Origin of the sequence: Mycobacterium sp. TKK-01-0059, from assembly GCF_000709305.1 — a bacterium.
Taxonomy (GTDB): Bacteria; Actinomycetota; Actinomycetes; order Mycobacteriales; family Mycobacteriaceae; genus Mycobacterium; species Mycobacterium intracellulare.
This window is the reverse complement of record NZ_KL446993.1, coordinates 2346093-2368044: the sequence shown is the minus strand read 5'-3', so window position 1 is coordinate 2368044 and position 21952 is coordinate 2346093. Positions and strand designations below refer to the sequence as shown.

At 69.8% G+C, this 21952-nt stretch carries 22 protein-coding genes; 10 read left to right on the top strand and 12 right to left on the bottom strand.

The genetic code is table 11. The annotated features are described in order from the left end of the window. The first annotated feature begins 40 nt into the window (after positions 1 to 40). The 4 genes from K883_RS11450 to K883_RS11435 are packed head-to-tail and all read left to right on the top strand — an operon-like array spanning position 41 to position 3703. On the top strand, positions 41 to 751 hold the full coding sequence (locus K883_RS11450; protein ID WP_008263553.1) for a sensor domain-containing protein: 711 nt from the start codon (positions 41 to 43) through the stop codon (positions 749 to 751). A 22-nt stretch (positions 752 to 773) separates the two neighbouring features. After that, positions 774 to 1532, top strand: a complete 759-nt coding sequence (locus K883_RS11445) for a LamB/YcsF family protein (protein WP_014710851.1) — start codon at positions 774 to 776, stop codon at positions 1530 to 1532. Further along, positions 1532 to 2458, top strand: a complete 927-nt coding sequence (locus K883_RS11440; protein WP_020821494.1) for an MBL fold metallo-hydrolase — start codon at positions 1532 to 1534, stop codon at positions 2456 to 2458. Before K883_RS11445 ends, K883_RS11440 begins: the two co-directional genes overlap by 1 nt. A gap of 3 nt (positions 2459 to 2461) precedes the next feature. Then, the gene (locus K883_RS11435; RefSeq protein WP_008263541.1) at positions 2462 to 3703 is read left to right on the top strand and encodes an SLC13 family permease; all 1242 of its coding nucleotides are present in this window, start codon (positions 2462 to 2464) and stop codon (positions 3701 to 3703) included. Here the strand turns inward: K883_RS11435 and K883_RS11430 are convergent. The 6 genes from K883_RS11430 to carD are packed head-to-tail and all read right to left on the bottom strand — an operon-like array spanning position 3700 to position 8697. Next, on the bottom strand, positions 3700 to 4614 hold the full coding sequence (locus tag K883_RS11430) for a glycerophosphodiester phosphodiesterase (RefSeq protein WP_008263539.1): 915 nt from the start codon (positions 4612 to 4614) through the stop codon (positions 3700 to 3702). The two genes, K883_RS11435 and K883_RS11430, sit on opposite strands and share 4 nt — an antisense overlap. Then, positions 4615 to 5547, bottom strand: a complete 933-nt coding sequence (gene rlmB / locus K883_RS11425) for a 23S rRNA (guanosine(2251)-2'-O)-methyltransferase RlmB (RefSeq protein WP_008263538.1) — start codon at positions 5545 to 5547, stop codon at positions 4615 to 4617. An 11-nt stretch (positions 5548 to 5558) separates the two neighbouring features. Continuing rightward, positions 5559 to 6968 carry a cysteine--tRNA ligase gene (cysS, locus tag K883_RS11420; protein ID WP_036454495.1) on the bottom strand — a complete coding sequence of 470 codons (1410 nt, stop codon included), beginning with the start codon at positions 6966 to 6968 and terminating at the stop codon, positions 5559 to 5561. 49 nt (positions 6969 to 7017) lie between these two features. Next, positions 7018 to 7506, bottom strand: coding sequence for a 2-C-methyl-D-erythritol 2,4-cyclodiphosphate synthase (gene ispF, locus K883_RS11415; RefSeq protein WP_020821492.1), 489 nt, complete (start codon positions 7504 to 7506; stop codon positions 7018 to 7020). Further along, positions 7503 to 8192: a 2-C-methyl-D-erythritol 4-phosphate cytidylyltransferase gene (gene ispD / locus K883_RS11410; RefSeq protein WP_036454493.1), complete on the bottom strand. Its 690-nt coding sequence runs from the start codon at positions 8190 to 8192 to the stop codon at positions 7503 to 7505. The genes ispF and ispD overlap by 4 nt, the downstream gene beginning before the upstream one ends. Positions 8193 to 8208: 16 nt before the next feature. After that, on the bottom strand, positions 8209 to 8697 hold the full coding sequence (carD, locus tag K883_RS11405) for an RNA polymerase-binding transcription factor CarD (protein ID WP_003419482.1): 489 nt from the start codon (positions 8695 to 8697) through the stop codon (positions 8209 to 8211). A 278-nt stretch (positions 8698 to 8975) separates the two neighbouring features. Between carD and K883_RS11400 the strand changes: the two genes are divergently transcribed. From K883_RS11400 to disA, 3 genes are read left to right on the top strand one after another with little or no spacing between them, the layout of a single operon-like run. Continuing rightward, positions 8976 to 9533: a hypothetical protein gene (locus K883_RS11400; RefSeq protein ID WP_020821490.1), complete on the top strand. Its 558-nt coding sequence runs from the start codon at positions 8976 to 8978 to the stop codon at positions 9531 to 9533. A 49-nt stretch (positions 9534 to 9582) separates the two neighbouring features. Continuing rightward, the gene (gene radA, locus K883_RS11395) at positions 9583 to 10995 is read left to right on the top strand and encodes a DNA repair protein RadA (protein WP_020821489.1); all 1413 of its coding nucleotides are present in this window, start codon (positions 9583 to 9585) and stop codon (positions 10993 to 10995) included. Positions 10996 to 11011: 16 nt separating this feature from the next. Continuing rightward, positions 11012 to 12094 (top strand): DNA integrity scanning diadenylate cyclase DisA, encoded by a 1083-nt coding sequence (gene disA, locus K883_RS11390; protein ID WP_008263522.1) that lies wholly within the window; start codon positions 11012 to 11014, stop codon positions 12092 to 12094. A 12-nt stretch (positions 12095 to 12106) separates the two neighbouring features. Here disA and K883_RS11385 read toward each other — a convergent pair whose 3' ends face one another. Next, positions 12107 to 12910, bottom strand: a complete 804-nt coding sequence (locus tag K883_RS11385) for a hypothetical protein (RefSeq protein WP_108724100.1) — start codon at positions 12908 to 12910, stop codon at positions 12107 to 12109. 138 nt (positions 12911 to 13048) lie between these two features. Beyond that, positions 13049 to 13666 (bottom strand): carbonic anhydrase, encoded by a 618-nt coding sequence (locus K883_RS11380; protein ID WP_008263518.1) that lies wholly within the window; start codon positions 13664 to 13666, stop codon positions 13049 to 13051. Here K883_RS11380 and K883_RS11375 point away from each other — a divergent pair. Further along, entirely contained in the window at positions 13665 to 14576 is a 912-nt protein-coding gene (locus K883_RS11375; RefSeq protein ID WP_036454490.1) for an HhH-GPD family protein, read from the top strand. The two genes, K883_RS11380 and K883_RS11375, sit on opposite strands and share 2 nt — an antisense overlap. A gap of 4 nt (positions 14577 to 14580) precedes the next feature. On the opposite strand, the gene K883_RS11370 is transcribed toward K883_RS11375, so the two are convergent. Continuing rightward, positions 14581 to 15351, bottom strand: coding sequence for an alpha/beta fold hydrolase (locus tag K883_RS11370; protein WP_020821486.1), 771 nt, complete (start codon positions 15349 to 15351; stop codon positions 14581 to 14583). A gap of 61 nt (positions 15352 to 15412) precedes the next feature. On the opposite strand from K883_RS11370, the gene mhuD reads away from it, so the two are divergent. Further along, positions 15413 to 15733, top strand: coding sequence for a mycobilin-forming heme oxygenase MhuD (gene mhuD, locus K883_RS11365; RefSeq protein WP_036454488.1), 321 nt, complete (start codon positions 15413 to 15415; stop codon positions 15731 to 15733). After that, on the top strand, positions 15708 to 17072 hold the full coding sequence (locus K883_RS11360) for a serine hydrolase (protein WP_036454486.1): 1365 nt from the start codon (positions 15708 to 15710) through the stop codon (positions 17070 to 17072). The genes mhuD and K883_RS11360 overlap by 26 nt, the downstream gene beginning before the upstream one ends. Positions 17073 to 17096: 24 nt before the next feature. Here K883_RS11360 and clpC1 read toward each other — a convergent pair whose 3' ends face one another. The 3 genes from clpC1 to lysS form a co-directional block, all read right to left on the bottom strand. Next, positions 17097 to 19640: an ATP-dependent protease ATP-binding subunit ClpC gene (gene clpC1, locus K883_RS11355; RefSeq protein ID WP_020821484.1), complete on the bottom strand. Its 2544-nt coding sequence runs from the start codon at positions 19638 to 19640 to the stop codon at positions 17097 to 17099. A gap of 336 nt (positions 19641 to 19976) precedes the next feature. Further along, positions 19977 to 20315, bottom strand: a complete 339-nt coding sequence (gene lsr2 / locus K883_RS11350) for a histone-like nucleoid-structuring protein Lsr2 (protein ID WP_008263502.1) — start codon at positions 20313 to 20315, stop codon at positions 19977 to 19979. A gap of 127 nt (positions 20316 to 20442) precedes the next feature. Further along, on the bottom strand, positions 20443 to 21939 hold the full coding sequence (lysS, locus tag K883_RS11345; protein ID WP_020821483.1) for a lysine--tRNA ligase: 1497 nt from the start codon (positions 21937 to 21939) through the stop codon (positions 20443 to 20445). Positions 21940 to 21952 lie beyond the last annotated feature (13 nt).

Here is a 21952-nt window from a genome sequence, read left to right as displayed (position 1 = left end):
GTCGCACAGATCGGCCCACGTCGGGGAAGGCTCGGAGGCCATGGCGCGCAGGCGAATCGCGGTCCTGGTGCAGGCGGCGGTGTCCACCCTCGCGGTGGGCTGCACCACCGTCGTCGACGGAAGCGCCGCGCCCGCAGACACCGCCGGCCCGCTGCCGCAGACCCCCGTGGCCGTCGCCGCCCTGGACGGGCTGCTGCTCGACCAGGGCCAGATCAACTCCGTGCTCACCGCGGGAATGCGGGTCCGCAACCGCACCCAGGCGATGTGGGACTCCAGCGCGACTTTCAGCGACAAGAGCTGCCTGGCGCTGGACGGTCCCGCCCAGGAAGCCGTGTATGCGGACACCGGCTGGACCGCGATGCGCGGCCAACAACTGGACGACAACTACGACGACCCCGCCGTCCGCAATGACTCCGCCGCCGAGGCCGTGATCGCCTATCCCACCGCGCGCCAGGCCAACACCTTCTACGACGCCTCGGTGCGGCGGTGGTTCGCCTGCGCCAACCGCAAGTTCGTCGACCGTCCCCCGGGCAAGCCCGAAGTCGTGTGGACCGCGGGCGACGCCCACAAAGTCGGCGGCACACTCAGCACGTCGACAGCTCAGGACGGCGGCGACGGCTGGACGTGCCAGCGGGCGCTGACCGTTCGCAACAACATCGCCATCGACGTCGCCACGTGCGCGTCCTTCCTGGCCGGCGGGTCCGCCGCCGACATCGCCCAGCAGATCGCGGCCAAGGTCGCCGGGCAATAGCCCGCCCCCATAAGCTGGGCGGGTGGCCGGTATCGACCTCAACGCCGACCTGGGCGAGGGCTTCGGCGTCTGGCGCCTCGGTGACGACGACGCCATGCTCGACATCGTCACCAGCGCCAACGTGGCGTGCGGTTTCCACGCGGGGGACCCCGCCGGACTGGTGCGGGTATGCACCTCGGCCGCGCGGCGCGGGGTGCGCATCGGGGCGCAGGTGAGCTACCGCGACCTGGCCGGGTTCGGCAGGCGCTTCATCGACGTCGCCGCCGACGACCTGATCGCCGACGTGGTGTATCAGATCGGCGCGCTGCAGGCGATCGCGCACGCGTGCGGTTCTGTCGTGTCCTACGTGAAACCGCATGGGGCGCTGTACAACACGATCGTGACCAACAGCGAGCAGGCCGCCGCGGTCGCCGAGGCGGTGCGGCTCGTCGACGACGGCCTGCCGGTGCTGGGCATGGCCGGGTCGGCGTTCTTCGACGAGGCCGCCCGACGCGGCCTGCGGACCGTGGCCGAGGCGTTCGCCGACCGGGCCTACCGCCCGGACGGGCGGCTGGTCTCCCGCCGCGAACCCGGTGCGGTATTGCACGATCCGGGCGCGATCGCCGAGCGCGTCGCCGCCATGGTGACCGCGGGCCAGATCACCGCGATCGACGGGAGCCACATCGAGGTGAGCGTGGAATCGGTTTGCGTGCACGGTGATTCGCCCGGGGCGGTGCGGATTGCCACCGCGGTCCGCGATCGCCTCACGGCGGCCGGCGCCGACCTTCGGGCGTTCTGCTGATGCGGCTCAAGCTCGGGCGGCCCGACATCGCTCGGTACGCGGACCGATTCGACGCCCCCGCGGCCGGGCCCGACGGGCTCTCGGTGACCTGGATGGGCGTGGCGACGCTGCTGATCGACGACGGCTCGTCGGCGTTGATGACCGACGGCTACTTCTCCCGGCCGGGCCTGGCCAAGATCGCGGCCGGCAAGGTGGCGCCGTCGCCGGCCCGCGTCGACGGATGCCTGGCCCGGGCCAAGGTGTCGCGACTGGCCGCCGTCATCCCGGTGCACACCCACATCGACCACGTGCTGGACTCCGCGCTGGTCGCCGACCGCACCGGCGCGCAGCTGATCGGCGGCCAGTCCGCGGCCAACGTCGGGCGCGGCTACGGCCTCCCGGAGAACCGGATCGTCGTCGCGGTCGACGGGCAGCCAATTCGGTTGGGCGACTACGAGATAACGTTGGTAAACTCCCACCACTGCCCACCCGACCGGTATCCCGGCGTGATCGACGAACCGCTGATCACCCCGGTGAAGGCGTCGGCGTACCGCTGCGGCGAGTCGTGGTCGACGCTGGTGGCCCACCGGCCGACGGGCCGGCGGCTGCTGATCTGTGGCAGCGCCGGTTTCGTCAAGGGGGCGCTGGCCGGCCACCGCGCCGATGCCGTCTACCTGTCCGTCGGGCAGCTGGGGCTGCAGCCGCGGTCGTATCTGGTCGACTATTGGGCCGAGACCGTCCGCGTGGTGGGCGCTCGCCGGGTGATCCTCATCCACTGGGACGACTTCTTCCGCCCGCTGACAAAGCCGTTGCGCGCCTTGCCCTATGCGGGCGACGACCTCGACGTCTCCATCCGCGTCCTCGATGAGCTGGCCGCACAGGACGGTGTCGCGATGCACCTGCCGACGGTGTGGCGGCGCGAGGACCCGTGGGGCGAAGCGGTCTAGACGTTGGCACTGACCGTCGCGCTGTTGCTGCTCGCCGTCGTCCTGGGGTTCGCCGTCGCGCGCCCACGGGGCTGGCCCGAGGCGCTGGCCGCGATTCCGGCCGCCCTCGTCCTGGTCGGGATCGGGGCGGTCTCGGTCCAGCAGGCGGCCAAGGAGATCGCCGACCTGTCCGAGGTGGTCGCCTTCCTCGGGGCGGTGCTGGTGCTGGCCAAGCTGTGCGACGACGAGGGCCTGTTCGAGGCCGCCGGCGCGGCGATCGCGCGCGGACGCGTCGGGTCGGGCACGCTGCTGAGGCGGGTGTTCGCGATCGCGTCGGGGATCACCGCCGTGCTGAGCCTGGACGCCGCCGTGGTGCTGCTGACCCCGGTGGTGCTCGCCGCCGTGCGGCGGCAGCGCACTCGGGTGCGGCCCTACGCCTACGCCACCGCCCATCTGGCCAACGGCGCCTCGCTGCTGCTTCCGGTGTCCAACCTGACCAACCTGCTGGCCTTCCACACGGCCGACATCTCGTTCACCAAGTTCACGCTGGTGATGGCGCTGCCGTGGCTCGGCGCGGTGGCCACCCTCTACGTGATCTTCCGCTGGTTCTTCGCCAAGGACCTACGGGTGCAGCCGAACCCGGAGCAACGCGGCGCGCCACCACGCCCGCCGGTGTTCGTGTTGGTGGTCGTCGCGCTGACGCTGGCCGGGTTCGCGGTCGCCCAGTCGGTGGGGGTGGCGCCGGCCTGGGTGGCGCTGTGCGGCGCCGCGGTGCTGGCGGCGCGCAGCCTGCGCCGCCGCCACACGTCGGTGTCGGAGATCGTGCGCTCGGCCAACGTGTCCTTCCTGGTGTTCGTGCTGGCGTTGGGGGTCGTGGTGCGGGCGGTCATGCTGGGCGGGATGGACCGGGCGATGTCGGCGGTGCTGCCGTCGGGCTCGGGCCTGCCTGCCTTGCTGGCGATCGCCGCGATCGCGGCCGTGCTGGCCAACGTCGTCAACAACCTGCCCGCCACCCTGGTGTTGCTGCCGCTGGTCGCCCCGGCCGGGCCGGTGGCGGTGCTGGCGGTGCTGATCGGGGTCAACATCGGCCCCAACCTGACCTACGTCGGGTCATTGTCAAACCTGTTGTGGCGGCGCGTGCTTCGCCAGCACGACGTCGACGCCGGGGTCGGCGAATACACCCGCCTCGGGGTGTGCACCGTGCCCGCGTCGCTGGCGGTGGCGGTGCTCGCGCTGTGGGCGTCGGCGCGGGCGCTCGGCCTCTAGCCCCGACGGTATGCCGGCGGCAACGGCATGGACAGCTCGGCCAGCACACCCCGCAACGCCGTCGGATAATCGGTGATGATGCCGTCGACCCCGTACCCGATCTGCCGGCGCATGGCGTCGACATCGTCGACCGTCCACGGAATGACCTTGAGCCCCAACGCATGCGCGCGGTCGACGTACGGCTTGCCGGCGACCAGCCGGTAGTCCGGTGAGACGGCGTCGGCGCCGACCGTCAGCGCGCCGATCAGCGGATCGCCGGGAGTCTGCTCGTCATAGAGGGCCACCAACGGGATTGACGGTTCGGCCCGGTGGACCAACGGCAGCGTGCGCCAGTCGAAGCTCTGTATGTCCACCCGCTCGACCTTGCCCGCGGCCCTGACCGCTTCCAGTATCACGTCGACGAACTCCTGCGGCTCGGGTTCATCGGCGTCCACCTTGGTTTCGATGTTGTAGCGCACGGCGTCGGCGCGGTAGGAGTCGGCGAGGGCGAAAACCTGAGGCAGCGTGGCGATCCTGTTGCCCGGCACCACTTCGGCGTTCGGGAAGTCGTCCAGCCGGCGCCCGCAGTCCAGGGTGCGGATCTGGGCCAGCGTGAGATCGTGCACGAGTTTGCCGACGTAGGGGTACTGCGGGTCGCCGGCGAATGCGGGTGCGGTGTCGGCGCATTTCTCGGCCGCGATCGTCGGGTCGTGCCACACCAGCGGTTGGCGGTCCCGGGTGAGCACGACGTCGAGTTCCAGTGTGCTGACCCCCAATTCGAGCGACCTGGCGAAGGCCCGCAACGACTGCTCGGTGGCCTCCCCGCGGCCGCCGCGGTGGGCCTGCAGGTCGAAGTCGGGTGCCTGCGCGGCGGCCGGCGCCGCCACAAGCACCGCCGATGCCAGCAGCGCGGCAACGAGTCGGGCGATCACCTAACCCCTGCGCTGGCGCGAGATTTCGGCGAGCACCACCCCGGCGGCCACCGAGGCGTTCAGCGATTCGGCATTGCCGGCCATCGGGATGGACACGACCTCGTCGCAGTTCTGCCGCACCAGCCGCGACAGCCCCTTGCCTTCCGACCCGACGACGACCACGATCGGGTCGGTGCCGTCGAGGTCGTCGAGCGTGGTGTCGCCGCCGGCGTCCAGCCCGATCACCCGCAAGCCGCGATCCGCCCAATCCGTCAGTGTCCTGGTGAGATTGGTGGCCCGGGCCACCGGGACGCGGGCCGCGGCCCCGGCGCTGGTGCGCCATGCCACCGCCGTCACCGAGGCCGACCGCCGCTGCGGGATCAGCACGCCGTGGCCGCCGAACGCGGCGACCGAACGCACGATGGCGCCCAGGTTGCGGGGGTCGGAGATGTTGTCGAGCGCGACCAGCAGCGCGGGCGGCGAACCGGTCGCCGCCTCCACCAGGTCGTCGGGGTGGGCGTAGTTGTACGGCGGCACCTGCAACGCGATGCCCTGGTGCAGATGGTTGTTGGTCATCCGGTCCAGGTCGGTGCGCGGCACCTCCAGGATCGCGATGCCCAAATCGGCGGCGCGGGAGACGGATTCGGTGAGCCGCTCGTCGGCTTCGCTGCCCAGCGCCACGTAGAGCGCGGTCGCCGGCACGCCGGCGCGCAGGCACTCCAGCACCGGGTTGCGGCCCAGCACCGTCTCGGTCTCGTCGGTCTTACCCCGCGCGGGGCGGCGCGACGGCGACTGGGCGCGCTTGGCGGCGGGGTGGTTGGGGCGCATGTGCGCGGGAGGCGTGGGGCCGCGGCCCTCCAGCCCGCGGCGACGCTGGCCGCCCGAACCGACGGTCGGGCCCTTCTTGGTGCCCGCCTTACGGATTGCGCCGCGGCGTCGCGAATTGCCGGCCATGTGCGTGGCCCCTACTGATCCGGGCCGGCCTGCAGCGACCACTGCGGCCCGTCGGCGGTGTCGGTGACCTCGATGCCGGCGTGCTTGAGCCGGTCCCGGATCTCGTCGGCGAGCGCCCAGTTGCGCTGCTCGCGCGCCTTCTCCCGGTTCTCCAGCTCCGCGTGCACCAGCACGTCGACGGCGGCCAGCGCCGCCGACGTCTCGTCGCGGGTCTCCCAGCGCTCGTCGAGCGGGTCGCAGCCCAGGATGCCCATCATCGCGCGGATCGCCCGGGCGTGGCGCAGTGCGCCGTCGTGATCGCCGGAGTCCAGCGCCCGGTTGCCCTCGGCGCGGGCGGCGTGCACCTCGGCCAGCGCCGCCGGCACCGCCAGGTCGTCGTTGAGCGCGTCGGCGAACTTCGGCGTCCACTGGCCGGGCTCGACGCCACCGACCCGAACCCGCACCCGGTGCAGGAATTCCTCAACGCCCACATAGGCTTTCACCGCGTCCTGCAGGGCGGTCTCGGAGAATTCCAGCATCGACCGGTAGTGGGCGCTGCCCAGGTAGTAGCGCAACTCGGCGGGCCGGACCCGCTGCAGCAGCGCCGGGATGGCCAGCACGTTGCCCAGCGACTTGCTCATCTTCTCGCCGCCCATCGTCACCCAGCCGTTGTGCAGCCAGTAGCGGGCGAAGCCGTCGCCGGCGGCGCGGCTCTGGGCGATCTCGTTCTCGTGATGCGGGAAGACCAAATCCATTCCGCCGCAATGGATGTCGAATTCTGCGCCCAGGTAGGTGCGGGCCATCGCCGAGCATTCCAGGTGCCAGCCCGGGCGGCCGCGGCCCCACGGCGTGGGCCAGGACGGCTCGCCGGGCTTGGCGGCCTTCCACAGGGTGAAGTCGCGCTGGTCGCGTTTGCAGGTGGCCGCGCCCTCGCCCTGATGCACGTCGTCGATCTTGTGGCCGGACAGTTGCCCGTACTCCGGGTAGCTGAGCACGTCGAAGTAGACGTCGCCGCCGGCGGCGTACGCGTGCTCGGTTTCGATCAGGCGTTCCATCAACTCGATCATCTGGGTGATGTGGCCGGTGGCCCGCGGCTCGGCCGACGGCGGCAGCACGTCCAGGGCGTCGTACGCGGCGGAGAAGGCGCGTTCGTAGGTGGCCGCCCACTCCCACCACGGCCTGCCCGCCGCGGCGGCCTTGTTGAGGATCTTGTCGTCGATGTCGGTGACGTTGCGGATGAAGGCGACGTCGCACCCGCGGGCGATCAGCCAGCGGCGCAGGATGTCGAAGGCCATCCCGCTGCGGACGTGGCCGATGTGCGGCAGGCCCTGCACGGTGGCGCCGCAAAGGTAGATGGAGACGTGGCCCTCGCGCAGCGGCACGAAATCACGCACAGCACCGGCTGCCGTGTCGTGTAGCCGCAAGCGGGCGCGATCGGTCACGACGTGCCAGCTTACCGGGTAGTTCCCCGGCGCCCGGCGCTGCGCGGGCTTAGCCCGCGGGGACCACCAGCGCGGTGGCGATGGCGGCCAGCCCCTCACCGCGTCCGGTCAGCCCTAACCCGTCGGTCGTCGTCGCCGACACCGACACCGGCGCTCCCAATAATTCCGACAGCACGCGCTGCGCCTCGGTGCGGCGGGGACCGACCTTCGGCCGGTTCCCGATGACCTGCACGGCGGCGTTACAGACCCGGAAGCCTTCGCCCGACACCAGTGCGGCGACGTGGCGCAGCATGTCCGCGCCGCTGATGCCCTCGAAGCGCGGATCGTCGACCCCGAACACGGCGCCCACGTCGCCGAGGCCCGCCGCCGAGAGCACCGCGTCGCACAGAGCGTGCGCCCCCACGTCACCGTCGGAGTGGCCGGCGCAGCCGTCGGCGTCGGCGAACAGCAGTCCCAGGAGCCAGCACGGCCGCCCGGGTTCGATCGGGTGCACGTCGACGCCCAGGCCGACCCTGGGGACGGGAAGGGGCTCGCTCATCGGCGCACGATCGCTTCGGCCAGCAACAAATCGAGCTGGGTGGTGATCTTGAACGCCAGCGGATCGCCGTCGACCACCTGAACCTGGCCGCCGACGTGCTCGACCAGCGACGCGTCATCGGTGAAACCGGCCGCGCCGGCGCCGGCCCGGTAGGCGCGCAGCAGCAGGTCGGTGGCGAACCCCTGGGGCGTCTGCACCGCCCGCAGCCCGTCGCGCTCCGGCGTCCCCAGGACCACCCCGTTGGCGTCCACGGCCTTGATGGTGTCGTGCAGCCGCAACGCGGGCACGACGGCGTCGTGGCCGGCCCGCAGGGCGTCGACCACGCGGGTGATCAGCGTCGGGGGGGTCAGCGCGCGCGCCGCGTCGTGCACCAGCACGTACGCGGCGGCCACGGGGAGGGCGGCCAAGGCCAGGTCGACGGATCGGGTGCGGTCGGGCCCGCCGGCGACGACGGTGGCCCGGCCGGCGAGGACGCGCTTGGCCTCGTCGATCCGGTCCGCGGGCACGGCCACCACGACGTGATCGACCACGCCGGATTCCAGCAAACCCGCGACGGCGCGCTCCAGCAGGGTGCGGCCGGCAATCTCGCAGAATGCCTTGGGGATTCCCGCCGCCAGTCGTTCGCCCGAACCTGCGGCCGGGACGACGGCGATCACATCGCCCGAGGCGCCCGTCTGTCGGGCCACCGAAGCGTCAGGACCTTCAGGAAGCGGCGGCCAGAACCTCGTCGAGGATGGTCTCCGCCTTGGCGTCGTCGGTGCTCTCCGCCAACGCCAGTTCACCGACGAGGATCTGGCGGGCCTTGGCCAGCATGCGCTTCTCACCGGCCGACAGTCCGCGCTCCTGGTCGCGGCGCCACAGGTCGCGCACCACCTCGGCCACCTTGTTGACGTCGCCGGAGGCAAGCTTTTCGAGATTGGCCTTGTAGCGGCGCGACCAGTTCGTCGGCTCCTCGGTGTGCGGGGCGCGCAGCACCTGGAACACCTTGTCGAGGCCTTCCTGTCCGACGACGTCGCGGACGCCGACGTACTCGGCGTTCTCCGCGGGAACTCGAACGGTCAGGTCTCCCTGCGCCACCTTCAAGACGAGATATTCTTTTTGTTCCCCTTTGATCGTCCGGGTTTCGATCGCCTCGACTAACGCAGCACCGTGATGCGGATAAACAACGGTGTCGCCGACCTTGAAGATCATCTGATTCGAGCCCCTTTCGTTACTTCATCCTAACACGGCCGCCTAACCACGCGCGAAGCAACGATGCAGGTCAGGGGCACAACACGCGCAGATTAGGGGTTGACATGGGGACCAAGTCGTGCAGTGCAGCACATTACCAACGCCCCCGGACCGGGCGGTTGGCGGCCTTGAAAACAGCTCCTGCGCTGGTCTGGCGCCCCGCGCTACCGCGTGCACAGCGTCCCTACTACTGTGCATAGTTGCATTAGTCGAACCGGCCGAGCAGGAGGCTGTAGAGAGTGAACCGCTTCAAGATCCGCCTCGGCCTTCCCGCGATCGCCGTGGCCGGCGTGCTGGCCGTGCTGGCCGCGCTGCTCAGCGGTTGCGGGGCCGGTCAGGTTTCGCAGATGGCGGTGCAGGAGCCCGCCATCAACGGGAACAAGGTCACCTTCAACAACGTGGCGTTGCGCAACATCCACCTCCAGGCCACGCAGACGGGTGACTTCCTGCAGCCCGGCCGGGCGGTCGACCTGGTGCTGGTGGCCGTCAACCAGTCGCCGACCACCCCGGACAGGCTCGTCGGCATCACCAGCGACGTCGGCGCCGTGGCGATCAGCGGCGACACCCGCCTGCCCGCCGGCGGGATGCTGTTCATCGGCACGCCCGAGGGCCAGAAGGTGGCGCCGGGCCCGATCGATTCCAGCACCGCCGCCAAGGCGACCGTCACCTTGGCCAAGCCCATCTCGAACGGCCTGACCTACAACTTCACGTTCAACTTCGAGAAGGCCGGGCAGGCCACCGTGCTGGTCCCGATTTCGGCTGGAGTGACCCCGCCGCACGAAAATCACGCGGGGTAACCGCCTGTCGTGACGGGGGCTTGTCGTAGCGGCTCGATACCGTCATCACGTGGCAACCGCGCGCTCGCAATACCGCTGCTCGGAATGCCGGCACGTCACCGCGAAATGGGTCGGCCGCTGCCTCGAGTGCGGCACCTGGGGCACCGTTGACGAGGTCCCGGTGCTCAGTACCGTCGCCGGGCGCCGCGCCGTCCGTGCCGCGGCGTCGCAGGCCGTGCCGATCACGTCCATCGAGCCGGGCGCCAGCCAGCACCGCACGACGGGCGTAGGCGAACTCGACCGGGTGCTCGGCGGCGGCGTGGTGCCCGGTTCGGTCACGCTGCTGGCGGGCGATCCGGGCGTGGGGAAGTCGACGCTGTTGCTCGAGGTCGCCCACCGCTGGGCGGAATCCGGCCGCCGCGCGCTGTACATCTCCGGCGAGGAGTCCGCCGGCCAGATCCGGTTGCGCGCCGACCGCATCGGCTGCGGCGGCGACGAGCTGTACCTGGCCGCCGAATCCGACCTGCACACCGTGCTCGAGCACATCGCCACGGTCAAGCCCGCGCTGGTGATCGTGGACTCGGTGCAAACCATGTCCACCACCGAGGCCGACGGCGTCGCCGGCGGCGTCACGCAGGTGCGGGCGGTGACGTCGGCGCTGACCGCGGCGGCCAAGACCAACGGGGTCGCGCTGATCCTGGTCGGGCACGTCACCAAGGATGGGGCCATCGCCGGGCCGCGTTCCCTCGAGCACCTCGTCGACGTGGTCCTGCACTTCGAGGGTGACCGCAACGGCTCGTTGCGGATGGTCCGGGGAATCAAGAACCGGTTCGGCGCCGCCGACGAGGTCGGGTGTTTCCTGTTGCACGACAACGGGATCGAAGGGGTCGCCGACCCGTCGAACCTGTTCTTGGACCAGCGCCCCGCGCCGGTTCCCGGCACCGCGATCACGGTGACCCTCGACGGCAAACGTCCGCTCATCGGCGAGGTGCAGGCCCTGCTGGCCTCGCCGTCGGGCGGTTCGCCGCGCCGCGCCGTCAGCGGCATCGACCATTCGCGGGCCGCCATGATCACCGCCGTGCTGGAAAAGCACGCCAAGTTGCCCGTCGCCGCCCACGACATCTACCTGTCCACCGTCGGCGGCATGCGGCTCACCGACCCGTCATCGGACCTGGCGGTCGCGGTCGCGCTGGCGTCCGCGCTCGCCGATCTGCCCCTGCGCACCACGGCGGTGATGATCGGGGAGGTGGGCCTGGCCGGCGACCTCCGGCGGGTCAGTGGCATGGAGCGGCGCCTGTCGGAGGCCGCGCGCCAGGGATTCACCGTCGCGCTCATCCCGGACGGCGACGACCCCCGGCGCGATATCGTGCCCCGCGGGATGCGCGCGCTGCGAGCGCCCACCATCGTCGCGGCGCTCCAGCACATGATCGGCATCGCCGAGCGCCGCGACGGCCCCGCAAACCCGTACCGGCTGGACGCGTGACGCGATGGGCCGCAGAATGCACGCTGTGACCCGACCGACGTTGCGTGACACCGTTGCCCGCCTGGCGCCGGGGACCGGGCTGCGTGACGGCCTGGAACGCATCCTGCGCGGCCGCACCGGCGCGCTGATCGTGCTCGGCAACGACGAAAACGTCGAAGCCATCTGCGACGGCGGCTTCGCGCTGGACGTGCGCTACGCGCCGACCCGGCTGCGCGAGCTGGCAAAGATGGACGGCGCCGTGGTGCTGTCCACCGACGGCAGCCGCATCGTGCGCGCCAACGTGCAGTTGGTGCCGGACCCGTCGATCGCCACCGACGAATCGGGGACTCGACACCGGTCGGCGGAGCGGGCGGCGATCCAGACCGGATACCCGGTGATCTCGGTGAGCCACTCGATGAACATCGTGACCGTCTATGTGGGCGGGGAGCGCCACGTGGTCGCCGATTCCGCGACCATCCTGTCGCGGGCCAACCAGGCCATCGCCACCCTCGAGCGGTACAAGATCAGGCTCGACGAGGTCAGCCGGCAGCTGTCGCGGGCCGAGATCGAGGACTTCGTCACCCTGCGCGACGTCCTGACGGTGGTGCAGCGCCTCGAGCTGGTCCGGCGGATCGGCCAGGTGATCGACAACGACGTCGTCGAACTCGGCACCGACGGGCGCCAGCTGCGGCTGCAGCTCGACGAACTGCTCGGCGGCAACGACATCGCCCGGGAGCTGATCGTGCGGGACTACCACGCCAGCCCGGAGCCGCTGTCCGAAGCGCAGCTGACCGCGACGCTGGACGAGCTGGACGCGCTCTCGGACACCGAGCTGCTCGACTTCACCGCTCTGGCAAAGGTTTTCGGCTACCCGACGACGACGGAGGCGCAGGACTCGGCGGTCAGCCCGCGCGGCTACCGCGCGCTGGCCGGCATCCCCCGGCTGCAGTTCGCCCACGCCGACCTGCTGGTCCGCTCGTTCGGGACGCTGCAGAACGTGCTGGCGGCCAGCGCCAGCGACCTGCAATCGGTCGACGGAATCGGCGCGATGTGGGCGCGCCACGTGCGGGAGGGGCTGTCGCAGCTGGCGGAGTCGACGATCACCGACTCACTGAGCTGATGCTCGTTGGGTTCAGCCGGCCGGCGGCATCGGCGGCGCCTCCGGTTGCGGCACGGCGCCGGGCTGGCCCGGGCCGGGCACCGGGCCCGGCGGCGGCGGGGGCTGGTTCATGATGAACGGCACCGGCATCGAGCGCAGATTGCCCAGCTGGACGACCAGGTTGTAGGTGCCCGGCCCGATCGCCGGCCGCGGCAGCGGGCAGTGCGGCGCCGATCCCATGCCCGTCCACGTCACCGCGGTGGTCACCTGCTCGCCGGGCGTGAAGGTCTTGATCAGCGTCTCGTTGGACGGCGCGCAGTCCAGGTTCGACCACAGCCGCTTGTTGTCCAGCGAGTAGACGTAGGCCGCCAGCACCGCGGCCCCGACGTCGCGCTTGCACGCGACCAGCCCGATGTTGGTGACGACCATGGTGAACTTCGGCTGGTCACCGATGAAGTACTGAGGAGCGTTGGTCAGGCCCTTGACCGCCAGCGTCGAGTCGGGGCAGTCGTCACCCTCCTTCAGCACCGGCGGCGGCTGCACCGCGGCGGTGGGGGTGGGCGTCTCGGGGTTCTGGCCTTGCACCGGCGGCGCCCCGGGGGCGGGGCTTTCGGGCCCCGCCGGTGGCGGCGCCTGGGGCGCGGGCGATCCCGGCTTGCTCTGCGCTGAGTTCGGCTTGTCGGCGGTGGCGGGCTTGGCTCCCGAGCTGTGCCCCATTAACGCGATGACGGTGGCGGCCACGATCCCGATCACGACGACCGCGATGCCCACGGCCAGGCCTCTGCGCCGCCAATAGATCTCGGTGGGTAGCGGGCCACGCGGTTCCAGATCGAGCACGTTCGCAGCGTAGGCCCAGGTCACGCCGATTCGGTTGACCCGCCTCGGCGTGTCGCTAGGTTTGCCGGCCAATCGCCGTGTTAGTGGCGGCCGACCGCGTGGCCCATTCGCCCGCGATCGGCCCCGCTATTCGGCCCGCTATTCGCCGATGTCGCCGACGTGGTCACACAACGCCGCGCGCCCGTCGGCAAGGTGGTAGGTGACACCGGCCACCGCGACCGTGCCGTCGGCGATCCGCTCGGCGATCGCCGTGGACCGCGACACCAGCTGCGCCACGGTTTCGCGTACGTGTCGCTCCACGAACTCCTCGACGCGGTTCAGGCCGTCACGGCGGCCCATCAGGATCGACGGCGCGACCCGCTCCACCACGTCGCGCACGAAACCGCCCGGGATGGATCCCTCTTCGATCGCGCCCAGGGCGGCCTTGATCGCGCCGCAGCTGTCGTGACCCAAGACGACGATGAGGGGCACGTTGAGCACGCTCACCGCGAACTCGATGGAACCCAGGACCGCGGTGTCGATGGCCTGCCCGGCGGTGCGCACCACGAACATGTCGCCCAGGCCCTGGTCGAAGATGAGCTCGGCGGCGACCCGGCTGTCCGAGCAGCCGAACACGACTGCGGTGGGACTCTGCCCGGCGGCCAGGCTGGCTCGATGCTCAACACTTTGGCTGGGATGTTGCGGCTTACCGGCGACGAATCGCTCGTTACCCTCTTTGAGTGACTTCCACGCTGTTACCGGACTGGTGTTAGGCATGGCTGCCATCATGCCGGAACAACCAACTCCGGGTCCGGCATACATATCAGTTACCAATCTTTTGGCCTGGTACGAAGCCTCACGCCGCGACCTGCCCTGGCGCGAGCCCGGGGTGAGCGCCTGGCAGATCCTGGTCAGCGAGTTCATGTTGCAGCAGACGCCGGTGGCCCGGGTGTTGCCGATCTGGTCGGATTGGGTGCGGCGCTGGCCGACCCCGTCGGCGACGGCCGCGGCCAGCGCCGCGGATGTGTTGCGCGCCTGGGGCAAGCTCGGTTATCCGCGGCGGGCCAAGCGATTACACGAGTGCGCCACCGTGATCGCGCGCGATCACGACCACGTCGTCCCCGATGACGTCGACACCCTGCTGACGCTGCCCGGCGTCGGCAGCTACACCGCGCGCGCCGTCGCCTGCTTCGCCTATCGCCGGCGGGTGCCGGTGGTCGACACCAACGTGCGCCGGGTGGTGGCGCGCGTCGTGCACGGCCTGGCCGACGCGGGCGCGCCGTCGGTGACCCGCGACCACGCCGACGTGTCGGCGCTGCTACCCGACGACGCGACCGCACCGCAGTTCTCGGTCGCGCTGATGGAGCTGGGAGCGACGGTGTGCACCGCGCGCGCCCCGCGATGCGGGCTGTGTCCGGTGGGCCAATGCGCCTGGCGGCGCGCGGGCTATCCCGCCGCGCAAGGACCGCCGCGACGCGTCCAGACCTACGCCGGCACCGACCGCCAGGTTCGCGGCCGCCTGCTGGATGTGTTGCGCGCCAAGGATTCCCCGGCCAGCCGGGCCGAGCTGGATGTGGCGTGGCTGACCGACACCGCGCAGCGCGACCGGGCGCTGTATTCGCTGCTCGCCGACGGCCTGGTGACACAGACCCGCGACGGCCGGTTCGCGTTGGCCGGCGAGGGGTAGCGGATCAGGCCCGCGGATGCGGCGCGGCCAGGAAAGCCTGCACCGCTTCGCGGTATTGGCCGGGCGCTTCGTCGTGGATCAGGTGACCCGCTTGCGGAACACGCAAATACGTTGCGGCATAGCCGCTTTCGGCCATCTGCCGCATCTGGCCCGGCGGGGTGACCGAGTTGCCGGCCTCGATGAGCAGCGACGGGGCGCGCACCGCCCGCCATTGCGCCCAGTAGTCGCGGGTACCCCACTCCGCGGCGATCTCGATCCATCGCGAGGTGTGACCGTGCAGCCGCCACCCGGTTTCGGTGCGGTCGAACGCCTCCAGGAAATACTGCCCGGCGACGGGCCCGAATTCGGCGAATACCTGCTCCGCGGAATCGAATTCGACCGGAAGCGCGTGCAGCCAAGGCTCCCACGGGCCGGTGGTGCGGCCGCGGAAGTCTGGCGCCATGTCCTCGAGCACCAGCGCGGAAACCAGTTCGGGGCGCTGCGCGGCCAGGCACCATGCGTGCAGGGCACCCATCGAATGCCCGACGATCCTGACCCGGGCGCCCAACTCGCCCACCGCGTCACCCAGGTCGGCCACGAACCGCTCGGTGCTGATCGGGTGCGGATCGTCGACGTCGCGTCCCCGATGCCATGGCGCGTCGTAGCTGTAGACGGTGCCCAAGCGGGTCAGCCACGGCAGTTGACGCGTCCACGTGGTCCCGCGCCCCATCAGGCCGTGCACCAGCACCAACGGCTCGCCGCGTCCCCCGTGACGCGTCAACAAATCGCCGGGCATGCCACCATCTTGCGTGGACCGCCCTAGTTGAACGGCGCGGGGGGCGGGGTAGCCTAGCGGCATGCCGCCTGTGGTGAAGATCAACGCAATCGAAGTTCCCGCCGACGCCGGCCCCGAACTGGAGAAGCGGTTCGCCCACCGCGCGCACGCGGTGGAGAATCAGCCCGGCTTCCTCGGCTTCCAGTTGCTGCGCCCGGTCCAGGGCGAGGAGCGCTACTTCGTGGTGACGCACTGGGAGTCCGACGAGGCGTTCCAGGCGTGGGCGAAGGGTCCGGCCATCGAGGCCCACGCCGGCCATCGGGCCAACCCGGTGGCGACCGGGGCGTCCCTGCTGGAATTCGAGGTTGTGCTGGACGTTGCCGCAAACAAGCAGGCTGGCTAGCGGGCGGTCGGCCTGGCGCCGCGCGCTGGCGCTGAGCGCCGCCACCACACTGATCGTCACCTCGGCGTCCGGCTGCGCCCCCTCCCCCTCACCGCAGGCGAACGCGGCAAATCCGGGACGGCAGATCGACACCCGGACCCCGCCCGGCATTCGCGCCCAGCAGACGTTGGACATGCTCAACTCGGACTGGCCCATCGGGCCGGTCGGGGTCGGCACGCTGGCCGCCGCCGACAAGGTCGAGTCGGTGCAGACCACCATGGAGGCGCTGTGGTGGGATCGCCCGTTCACCCTCGACGGCGTCGACATCGGTGCGAGCGTGGCCACGCTGCACCTGACGTCGTCCTACGGTGCCCGCCAAGACATCCGGATCCACACCGACGACGGCGGGTGGGTAGACCGGTTCGACCTGGACACCCGGGCGCCGACGGTCAAGTCGTGGCAGGACATCGACGCGGTGCTGAGCAAGACCGGCGCGCGCTACTCCTATCAGGTCGCCAAGGTCGAAGACGGCCGCTGCAACCCGGTGGCGGGCACCAACGCCCGCGAATCCCTGCCGCTGGCATCGATTTTCAAGCTGTACGTGTTGCACGCCCTGGCCGGCGCCATCAAGAACGGGACGGTGTCCTGGGATGACCAACTGACCGTCACCGACAAGAGCCGGGCCGTCGGCTCGTCGGGTTTGGCGCTGCCCGCCGGGGCCCACGTCTCGGTTCGCAAGGCCGCCGAGAAGATGATCGCCACCAGCGACAACATGGCCACCGATCTGCTGATCGGAAAGTTGGGCACGCAGGCCATCTCCGAAGCGCTCGCCACGGCCGGCCATCACGACCCGGCCAGCATGACGCCCTTCCCCACCATGTACGAGCTTTTCTCGGTCGGCTGGGGCAGACCCGACCTGCGCGGCCAATGGGAGCACGGGTCCCCCCAAGTGCGGGCCCAACTGCTTCAGCAGGCGAATTCCACGCCGTACGACCCGGATCCGATGCGCGCCCACTCACCCGCGTCCTCGTACGGCGCCGAGTGGTACGGCAACGCCGAGGACATCTGCCGGGTCCACGCGGCGCTGCAGGCCGACGCCGTCGGCGAGGCCGCGCCGGTGCGCGAGATCCTGTCCGCGGTGGCGGGTATCCAGCTGGACCGCAACGTGTGGCCCTACATCGGCGCGAAAGCCGGTGGCCTGCCGGGTGATCTGACGTTCAGCTGGTATGCCGTCGACAAGACGCGGCAGCCCTGGGTGGTCAGCTTCCAGCTGACCTGGCCGCGCGACCACGGGCCGACCGTGACCGGCTGGATGCTGCAGGTCGCCAAGCAGGCCTTCGCGTTGATCGCGCCGCGATAGCGCCGGCGCCGCGAGAACCGCTCGCTACTGCGCGTCCGGCGCCTGCGGCGCGGCGTGCGCCCCGGCCTTGGCCAGGTCCGGCTCGGCCGGCGGCTTGCGGGTGCCGGTGAAGGTGAACTTCGCGTCCTCGCCGGCGCTCTCGCCGTCCCAGTTGTCGACGTCGACCGTGACAACCTGTCCGGGGCCGACCTCCTCGAAGAGGATCTTCTCCGAGAGCTGGTCCTCGATCTCGCGCTGGATGGTGCGCCGCAGCGGACGGGCACCCAGCACGGGGTCGAAGCCGCGCTTGGCCAGCAATGCCTTGGCCTTGTCGGTCAGCTCCATCGCCATGTCCTTGCTCTTGAGCTGGTTGCCGACGCGCTGGATCATCAGGTCGACCATCCGGATGATCTCGTCGCGGGTCAGCTGGTGGAAGACGATGATGTCGTCGATGCGGTTGAGGAACTCCGGGCGGAAGTGCTTCTTCAGCTCGTCGTTGACCTTCTGCTTCATCCGCTCGTAGTTGTTCTCACCGCCACCCTGGGTGAAGCCCAGGCCGACCGGCTTGGAGATGTCGGACGTGCCGAGGTTCGAGGTGAAGATCAGCACGGTGTTCTTGAAGTCCACCGTGCGCCCCTGACCGTCGGTGAGCCGACCGTCCTCGAGGACCTGCAGCAGGCTGTTGTAGATCTCCTGGTGCGCCTTCTCGATCTCGTCGAACAGCACCACGGAGAACGGCTTACGGCGCACCTTCTCGGTGAGCTGGCCGCCCTCCTCGTAGCCGACGTATCCCGGCGGGGCGCCGAACAACCGCGACGCGGTGAACCGGTCGTGGAACTCGCCCATGTCGATCTGGATGAGCGCGTCGTCGTCGCCGAACAGGAAGTTCGCCAGCGCCTTGGACAGCTCGGTCTTACCGACACCGGACGGGCCGGCGAAGATGAACGAACCCGACGGGCGCTTGGGGTCTTTCAGCCCGGCGCGGGTGCGGCGGATCGCCTTGGAGACGGCCTTGACGGCGTCCTCCTGGCCGATGATCCGCTTGTGCAGCTCGTCCTCCATGCGCAGCAACCGGGTGGTCTCGGCCTCGGTGAGCTTGAACACCGGGATGCCGGTCCAGTTGCCCAGCACCTCGGCGATCTGCTCGTCGTCGACCTCGGCGACCACGTCGAGATCGCCTGAGCGCCACTGCTTTTCGCGCTCAGCGCGCTGGGCCACCAACTGCTTCTCCCGATCCCGCAGGCTGGCCGCCTTCTCGAAGTCCTGTGCGTCGATCGCCGACTCCTTCTCCCGGCGCGCGTCGGCGATCTTCTCGTCGAACTCGCGCAGGTCTGGCGGCGCGGTCATCCGGCGGATCCGCATCCTCGCGCCCGCCTCGTCGATCAGGTCGATCGCCTTGTCCGGCAGGAACCGGTCGTTGATGTAGCGGTCGGCCAGGGTGGCCGCCGCGACCAGCGCCGGGTCGGTGATCGAGACCCGGTGGTGCGCCTCGTAGCGGTCGCGCAGGCCCTTGAGGATCTCGATGGTGTGCTCCACCGTCGGCTCCCCGACCTGCACCGGCTGGAAGCGGCGCTCCAGGGCGGCGTCCTTCTCGATGTACTTGCGGTACTCGTCGAGCGTGGTGGCGCCGATCGTCTGCAGCTCGCCGCGGGCCAGCTTGGGCTTGAGGATCGACGCGGCGTCGATCGCACCCTCGGCGGCGCCCGCACCCACCAGGGTGTGCAGCTCGTCGATGAACAGGATGATGTCGCCGCGGGTGTTGATCTCCTTGAGCACCTTCTTCAGGCGTTCCTCGAAGTCACCGCGGTAGCGCGAGCCCGCGACCAGCGAGCCCAGGTCCAGCGTGTAGAGCTGCTTGTCCTTCAGCGTCTCCGGGACCTCGCCGTGCACGATGGCCTGCGCCAGGCCCTCGACGACGGCCGTCTTGCCGACGCCGGGCTCGCCGATCAGCACCGGGTTGTTCTTGGTGCGCCGGCTCAGCACCTGCATCACCCGCTCGATTTCCTTCTCGCGGCCGATGACCGGGTCCAGCTTGCCTTCCATCGCGGCGGCCGTCAGGTTGCGGCCGAACTGGTCGAGCACCAACGAGGTCGAGGGGCTGCCGGACTCGCCACCACGGCCACCGGTGCCCGCCTCGGCGGCCTCCTTGCCCTGGTAGCCGCTCAGCAGCTGGATGACCTGCTGGCGCACCCGGGTCAGCTCCGCGCCCAGCTTCACCAGCACCTGCGCGGCCACGCCCTCACCCTCACGGATCAGGCCCAGCAGGATGTGCTCGGTGCCGATGTAGTTGTGGCCGAGCTGCAGCGCCTCGCGCAGGCTCAGCTCGAGAACCTTCTTGGCGCGCGGGGTGAACGGGATGTGGCCCGACGGCGCCTGTTGGCCCTGGCCGATGATCTCCTCGACCTGGCTGCGGACGCCCTCGAGCGAGATGCCCAGCGACTCCAGCGACTTCGCCGCGACGCCTTCGCCCTCGTGAATCAAACCCAGCAGGATGTGCTCGGTGCCGATGTAGTTGTGGTTGAGCATCCGGGCCTCTTCTTGCGCCAGGACGACGACCCTGCGGGCACGGTCGGTAAATCTTTCAAACATCGGGTTACCTGCTCTCCCTCAACATCGGTACAAACTAGTTAGCGGCCCTTCGAACAACCCTGCCGGTCCCCTGTGGCCGGAATCGCGTACCTGCCATCCACTGTAATGGTCGGCTTGCCGGCGGACCTAACCTTGTGCGGCCTCGTTCGCTGTCGACGCAACTCGGTCGTTCCGGCCCTGATCTCACTTGCGACTGCCTGGGGCTTTACCCGCCGTATCCCAAGAAACGTTGCAATGTCCCCATTCGTTTCCCGGGACGCCCGACCGTCGTTTCGCGCCGAGCGAAATGACAAACCGGCGCCCGGGCTTGGGGCCCGGGCGCCGGTTTGAAGACTGTCAGGTTGCGGCGTGGAACGCGTCGATGACGTCGGCCGGGATGCGGCCGCGCGTCGACACGTTGTGCCCGTTCCGGCGAGCCCATTCGCGGATCGCCGCGCTCTGCTCACGGTCGATGGCGCCGCGCCCGCGCCCCGAGCCGGACCGCCCCCGCCGGCGGCCGCCGACGCGGCGACCGGCTTCCACCCACTGCTTCAGATCCCCGCGAAGTTTCGCGGCATTCTTGGACGAAAGATCAATCTCATAGGTCACCCCGTCAAGCCCGAATTCGACCGTTTCGTCGGCTGCGCCGGCACCGTCGAAATCATCGACCAAGGTGACGGTCACTTTTTTTGCCATTGGCTCACCCTCGCATTTCGTCCTGAGCAGTTGCTGAGCAGATTCGATCGACCTCCCCGGTCACCAATCTGCCATAACAACGCAGCATACTCAATCTGTACGGGCGTTGCAGGGTTGAGCTTTTCGACTACGAGTGTGGCCGAACAATGGGGAACAAAACTGTCTCCCGAATTGACAGTCCGGTCAATGTCATCAACAACCGGTCGATACCCATTCCCGTTCCGGTACATGGCGGCATCGCATACTCGAGTGCGGCAAGAAAATCCTCGTCGAGCGCCATGGCCTCGTCGTCGCCGGCGGCCGCCGCGCGCGCTTGGGCGGCGAAGCGCTCCCGCTGCACGACCGGGTCGTTCAATTCCGAGTAACCGGTGGCCAACTCGACCCCGCGCACATACAGGTCCCACTTCTCGGTGACGCCGGCGATGCTGCGGTGCTGGCGCGTCAAAGGTGTTGTCTCGACCGGGAAATCCCGCACGAACGTGGGTGCGACGAGCGCGTTGCCCACCGTGTGCTCCCACAGCTCCTCGACGATCTTTCCGTGTCCGTAACCACGGTCGCGCGGAATCTCGACGCCGAGGCGATCGGCGATGCCGAGCAGCTTTTCCACCGTCGCCTCCGGCGTGATCTCTTCACCGAGCGCCGACGACAACGACGGGTACATTTCGATGGAAGCCCATTCTCCGTCTATGTCGTAGACACTGCCGTCGGGCAGCGGGAGTTGTCGGGTTCCGATCGCCTCGTCGGCGACCTCTTGAATAAGCTCGCGCGTCACAACCGCCGAATCGTCATACGTTCCGTACGCCTGGTAGGTCTCGAGCATGGAGAATTCGGGAGAATGCGTGGAATCCGCACCTTCGTTTCGAAACACGCGATTTAGTTCGAAAACTCTGTCGAAACCGCCGACCACGCACCGCTTGAGGAACAGTTCCGGTGCGATCCTCAAGTAGAGATCGATGTCCAGCGCATTGGAATGTGTGATGAAGGGCCGCGCGGCCGCGCCGCCGGCGAGCGTCTGCAACATCGGGGTTTCAACTTCGAGAAAGCCGCGCCGCTCCAATGCGTTGCGGATGGCGCGGATGACCGCGATCCGCTGCCGGGCCACCGTGCGCGCCTGCGGGCGGACGATCAGGTCGACGTAGCGCTGCCGCACCCGCGCTTCTTCACTCATCTCCTTGTGCGCGACCGGCAGCGGACGCAACGACTTCGACGCCATCCGCCACGAATCGGCCAGCACGGACAATTCGCCGCGCCGTGAGCTGATCACGTTGCCGTGCACGTAGACGATGTCGCCCAGGTCGACGTCGGCCTTCCACGCGTCGAGGGATTCGCGGCCCACCTTGTCGAGGCTGACCATCACCTGCAGCGTGGTGCCGTCACCCTCCTGCAGCGTGGCGAAGCAGAGCTTTCCCGAGTTGCGCGCGAAGATCACCCGGCCGGCGACGCCGACGACGTCGTCGGTCGCGGTGTCGACCGGCAGGTCGGGGTGGGCGGCGCGGACCTGCGCCAACGTGTGGGTGCGTTCGACGGCGACCGGGTAGGGATCACGCCCCTCGGCGAGCAGCCGAGCGCGCTTGTCCCGGCGGATCCGGTACTGCTCGGGAATATCTGGGTCGTCGGCACTCACGACGTGCCAGCTT

Coding starts and splice junctions, on each gene's coding strand:
- K883_RS11450 (WP_008263553.1), top strand. CDS start 41: ATGGCGCGCAGGCGAATCGCGGTCCTGGTGCAGGCGGCGGTGTCCACC.
- K883_RS11440 (WP_020821494.1), top strand. CDS start 1,532: ATGCGGCTCAAGCTCGGGCGGCCCGACATCGCTCGGTACGCGGACCGA.
- rlmB (WP_008263538.1), bottom strand. CDS start 5,547: ATGGCCGGCAATTCGCGACGCCGCGGCGCAATCCGTAAGGCGGGCACC.
- ispF (WP_020821492.1), bottom strand. CDS start 7,506: ATGAGCGAGCCCCTTCCCGTCCCCAGGGTCGGCCTGGGCGTCGACGTG.
- carD (WP_003419482.1), bottom strand. CDS start 8,697: ATGATCTTCAAGGTCGGCGACACCGTTGTTTATCCGCATCACGGTGCT.
- disA (WP_008263522.1), top strand. CDS start 11,012: ATGCACGCTGTGACCCGACCGACGTTGCGTGACACCGTTGCCCGCCTG.
- K883_RS11375 (WP_036454490.1), top strand. CDS start 13,665: ATGGCTGCCATCATGCCGGAACAACCAACTCCGGGTCCGGCATACATA.
- K883_RS11380 (WP_008263518.1), bottom strand. CDS start 13,666: ATGCCTAACACCAGTCCGGTAACAGCGTGGAAGTCACTCAAAGAGGGT.
- K883_RS11370 (WP_020821486.1), bottom strand. CDS start 15,351: ATGCCCGGCGATTTGTTGACGCGTCACGGGGGACGCGGCGAGCCGTTG.
- mhuD (WP_036454488.1), top strand. CDS start 15,413: ATGCCGCCTGTGGTGAAGATCAACGCAATCGAAGTTCCCGCCGACGCC.
- clpC1 (WP_020821484.1), bottom strand. CDS start 19,640: ATGTTTGAAAGATTTACCGACCGTGCCCGCAGGGTCGTCGTCCTGGCG.
- lsr2 (WP_008263502.1), bottom strand. CDS start 20,315: ATGGCAAAAAAAGTGACCGTCACCTTGGTCGATGATTTCGACGGTGCC.